This window comes from Roseateles sp., from assembly GCF_049240545.1.
GTDB lineage: Bacteria > Pseudomonadota > Gammaproteobacteria > Burkholderiales > Burkholderiaceae_C > Paucibacter_A.
Genome location: NZ_JBMLSK010000039.1, coordinates 1 through 3,627, shown reverse-complemented (window position 1 = coordinate 3,627; position 3,627 = coordinate 1). Strand labels below are relative to the sequence as shown.

The window sequence follows — 3,627 nt, the reverse complement described above, 5'->3', positions numbered from 1 at the left end:
TGGGCAAGGTGGCACCCTTCAGGCAACTGCCCGACCGGGGATGCAAGGCGGATGTACCGCGAGGCATCGCCATCCTCATCCATGGGCTGTCAGACACGGCCTTTGCCATGCGGGATCTCGCGGCGACATTCTCAAAACAGTGTTTCGAAGCCCGTGCGCTGTTGCTTCCCGGGCATGGGACACGCCCGGCAGATCTGATGGCCGTCGATCACCGTGATTGGTTGTCTCACGTTGGAGCGGCTCTGAAGCAAGCGCGGTCAGATAGCTCTTTTGTGGTGGTCGCCGGCTTCTCTCTTGGCGCAGCGCTTGCGCTAACCGCCGCGGTGCAGTCGCCCGGCGATGTGGATGCGGTCATCGGCCTGTCGCCGGCCTATCGCATCCGCTCGAACTTTCTGGCACGGCAAGCCCGATGGATAGGCGTCTTTCGTCCCTGGCTGGACCTGGGGCCGCGTGAAGATTTCGCGCGCTATGGTGCGATGCCGACGCGTGGTATTGCCTCCACCATGGCCGTGTTGGGCACGCTGGAAGCGCGCATGCGCAGGCAAGGACCGCTGCGCACACCCTGGCTGGTTGTGCAGAGCGAAGATGACGAAGTGGTCGATGTGGCCTGGAACCGGCAATTCTTCGAAGCCCATGCCGGTGATGCGCGTAGCCTGCTGCTCAATTACCACTCCATGCCGGTGGACAAATCTTTCGGTGAACGGTCAGTCTGGCTCCCGGCTGCCGAGCCCGCGCTTCGCGTGGTCGGCATCTCCCACCTCGCAGTCCACATCTCGCAAGACAATCCGCACTACGGTGAGTCAGGGACTTACCGTAATTGCGGCAGCCCGCCTTTCCGGACTGAAGAGCAGGTGCAGGCTTGCAAGCAGGCGAAACAGGTCTGGTACGGCGTCGGAGGGCAGTCGCCACCTCCCGGCGCGGCCGGTGCGCGGGCGACGTTCAATCCCCACTACAAGGATCTGGAACGTCGGATCGGCGAATTCCTGGACAGGGTGGATGGTCGATATGACGGCCCGATTGCCTCGAGGGTCGGAAATTCATAATGCGAGTCCGTCATCGGGCTTGCCTTGCTCGCTTAACGAATTTTTCGATCGCCAAGACGTATGCCTCCGAGAGCAAGGGCTTGACGGCCTCGAACGTGGTGGTACTCGGGTTGAGGACAGCAACCCATGACATCCAGCCATAGACAGGATGGGGAAACAATTGATCAAGCGCCGCGAAATCGTGCCCCGTATCAATGACTCCACCGGCTTGTGGTCGGGATGGCTGCTGTCCAAATAAAGTTCGATACGTCCATTTGGAGATACCGATGTTCAAGCGAAAAACATCGGATCGATCCAGCTTGGACGCTCGATCGTTTGGGCCATTTTTCTCCTTGATCGTTGCAAAGTAGATACCCCGTGGGAGCTTTCGATGGGGGTTGTAGAAGAAGGATGTCTCGCCCCAGGTCGTCACAATGTGAATGTCAGCGAAGGTGCTCTCGATGTACTCGGTGATTGAAACAACATCCATAGGGTTCTCAAGCCACTCGCATGGCAAGTTTGTGCGCGGGATCAAGATGCACGATCAAGTGTAGCCAGATCAGTCGTCCTCCATCACTTCCGCTGTGAGTTCATCGAAATCGTCACACACGTAATCGTAAGTTCGGTTGGGTTGCGGGTCAGGTGGCCCAGCGGGGCCCCACTCGTCCGGTCGGCGCACGAATGCTGTTTTGAAGCCCGCATCCTGAGCGGCATTCAAATCAAAATTGTGGCAGGCCACCATGAGGATGTTTTGGGGCGCGATGCCCAGCCATCGTGCAGCCGTTTGATAGGCCTGTGGATGGGGTTTGTACACGCCGATCATCTGGCATGAAATGATCGCGTCCCAAGTGATGCCGTTGGCACGGGAAACATCAACGACCAGCGATGTCGGCAGCATCGTGAACGACACCACGGGCAGACGCTGGCGCAATTTTTCTAGCGCAGCTGGAAAGTCTGGCCACGCCCGCAGTCGATGCCACCCCCTCCAAAGCTTGTCCAAGACCTCGGTGGGAGGGGGCGGCAACCCGAAGGCGGCGATGGTCTCTTCAAGCGCGTTCCAGTGGACATCGTCCATGTGAAACGCTGGGCTGACTTGCCCGACGATCCCCTTCATGGTGTTGCGCCGCCATGCGTTCACGAATTCATGCCGGTCAAACGCAAGCGCTTGCCAGGCATGAACCTGCCTGACTTCGGCCAGCATGCTCGAATGCCAGTCCAGGACCGTGCCGCCTGTGTCAAACGCGATCGCCTGGTAGTCCATCGTCACACCTCACCGGTGTATTCCCCGCGAGCGGGGTAGTCTTTGGCGATGGCAAAGTCGATGGCGCCCAGGAGGTCCTGGAAGGATGGACGGGCGAATGGCATCGTCTGCGTAGACCCGTAATACAAGGCGCCATCCGGTCGGACGATGAAAACGCCCGGTTCGCTAAAGAGGGCAGGCTCTTCAATACCGATCGATGTCTTGCCCTTGGACGCGCTGATGTAGAGCCCCCACTCGCGAGCACTCTTCAGACTAAGGCCGTAGCCAATTTTCAGGTGACTCGCCTTGATCTTGTCTGCCATGGCCTGCGCACGATCGGCGTCGTCACTGCTCAGGGCGACGACCTGGACGCCGCGTTTTTTGAACTCTGGAACCAAGGCTTCGAGTTCAGTCAAGTACTTCGCGCAAATTGGGCAGTGCAGCCCCCTGTAGAACACAACGAGATCGAACTTCTCGGCTGCTTGGGCACGCAGGTCGAACTGTCCTGCGTTGACCAGGGGGACGATCAGCGCAGGGACGGGCTGGCGGGGCGTTAATGCGATTGTGCTCATGTGAAGTCCTTTCAGAATGGTGCCGTCAAGAAGGGATGGATGACGTTATCTCGAGTATGCTGTACTACGCGCAATGAAAAGTTCTTAAATTCTTGCTTTTCGTACAAAATGAATGACGTCAAGCTAGACCGCTTGTCCGCCCTTCTGGAGGGTTTGGCACCCGTGGTGACGCTCGGTTTGTCTGCAGAAGGGCGTCTGCAAGGCGCCCGCAACAGGGACGGCGAATCCGCTTTACAACTGTTCTTTCTCACCCGCGGCAGTGGTGAACTGAAAGCTGGTGGCTCATCCCAGAAAGTCGACGCCCCCGCCCTGGTCGCTGTTCAGGCCAGCCAACCCTTTGTCCTTCACAGGTTCACGGCCAAGGATCCGCATCGTCTGATCGCCGCTCACGTCCAGCTGACGGGTCCAGTAGCCCCTCTTTTCCTGGAGGAGTTCACACAACCGCGGACTGTTACTCTGGACGACGACGAGCCTGCACTTCGTTTGGCCGTCGCCATCATCGAGTCCGAATTGAGCGCGCCGCGTTGTGGCCAGCCCGCCTTGCTCAACCGTGCGGGTGACATCCTTTTCATTGGGCTCCTGCGCCATCTGGTCGCACACCCCGTCGTCAACGGGGGAGGCCTGTTCAATGGCTTGGCCGATCCTCGTATTGCCAGAGCGCTGGTGGCGATGCACCAGCGCCCCGCGTTTGCCTGGGGGCTCGAATTGCTTGCCCAGGAGGCGGGAATGTCAAGGACCGCCTTCGCCACCAAGTTCCATGAAACGATGCGGCGCCCACCAGGGAGATATCTGG

5 protein-coding genes are annotated in these 3,627 nt (G+C 59.1%); 2 read left to right on the top strand and 3 right to left on the bottom strand.

Features of this window, described 5'->3' with window-relative positions; translation table 11 throughout:
- Positions 1-1,043 (top strand): alpha/beta hydrolase (locus tag ACOVRJ_RS02225; protein WP_422042277.1); only part of this gene is annotated, 1,043 nt, incomplete at its 5' end.
- Positions 1,044-1,053: 10 nt separating this feature from the next.
- Here ACOVRJ_RS02225 and ACOVRJ_RS02220 read toward each other — a convergent pair.
- From ACOVRJ_RS02220 to ACOVRJ_RS02210, 3 genes are all read right to left on the bottom strand, one after another.
- On the bottom strand, positions 1,054-1,512 hold the full coding sequence (locus ACOVRJ_RS02220; RefSeq protein ID WP_422042276.1) for a DUF6194 family protein: 459 nt from the start codon (positions 1,510-1,512) through the stop codon (positions 1,054-1,056).
- 69 nt (positions 1,513-1,581) lie between these two features.
- A complete protein-coding gene (locus ACOVRJ_RS02215; protein ID WP_422042275.1) occupies positions 1,582-2,283 on the bottom strand; it encodes a haloacid dehalogenase type II in 702 nt (233 codons plus the stop codon).
- 2 nt (positions 2,284-2,285) lie between these two features.
- Positions 2,286-2,834 (bottom strand): peroxiredoxin-like family protein, encoded by a 549-nt coding sequence (locus ACOVRJ_RS02210; protein WP_422042274.1) that lies wholly within the window; start codon positions 2,832-2,834, stop codon positions 2,286-2,288.
- A 108-nt stretch (positions 2,835-2,942) separates the two neighbouring features.
- Here ACOVRJ_RS02210 and ACOVRJ_RS02205 point away from each other — a divergent pair.
- The coding region (locus tag ACOVRJ_RS02205) for a cupin domain-containing protein (protein ID WP_422042273.1) at positions 2,943-3,627 on the top strand (685 nt) is incomplete at its 3' end.

What these genes read in the sequence shown, in the direction of transcription:
- ACOVRJ_RS02220 (WP_422042276.1), bottom strand. Translation starts at nt 1,512, where the DNA reads ATGGATGTTGTTTCAATCACCGAGTACATCGAGAGCACCTTCGCTGAC.
- ACOVRJ_RS02215 (WP_422042275.1), bottom strand. Translation starts at nt 2,283, where the DNA reads ATGGACTACCAGGCGATCGCGTTTGACACAGGCGGCACGGTCCTGGAC.
- ACOVRJ_RS02210 (WP_422042274.1), bottom strand. Translation starts at nt 2,834, where the DNA reads ATGAGCACAATCGCATTAACGCCCCGCCAGCCCGTCCCTGCGCTGATC.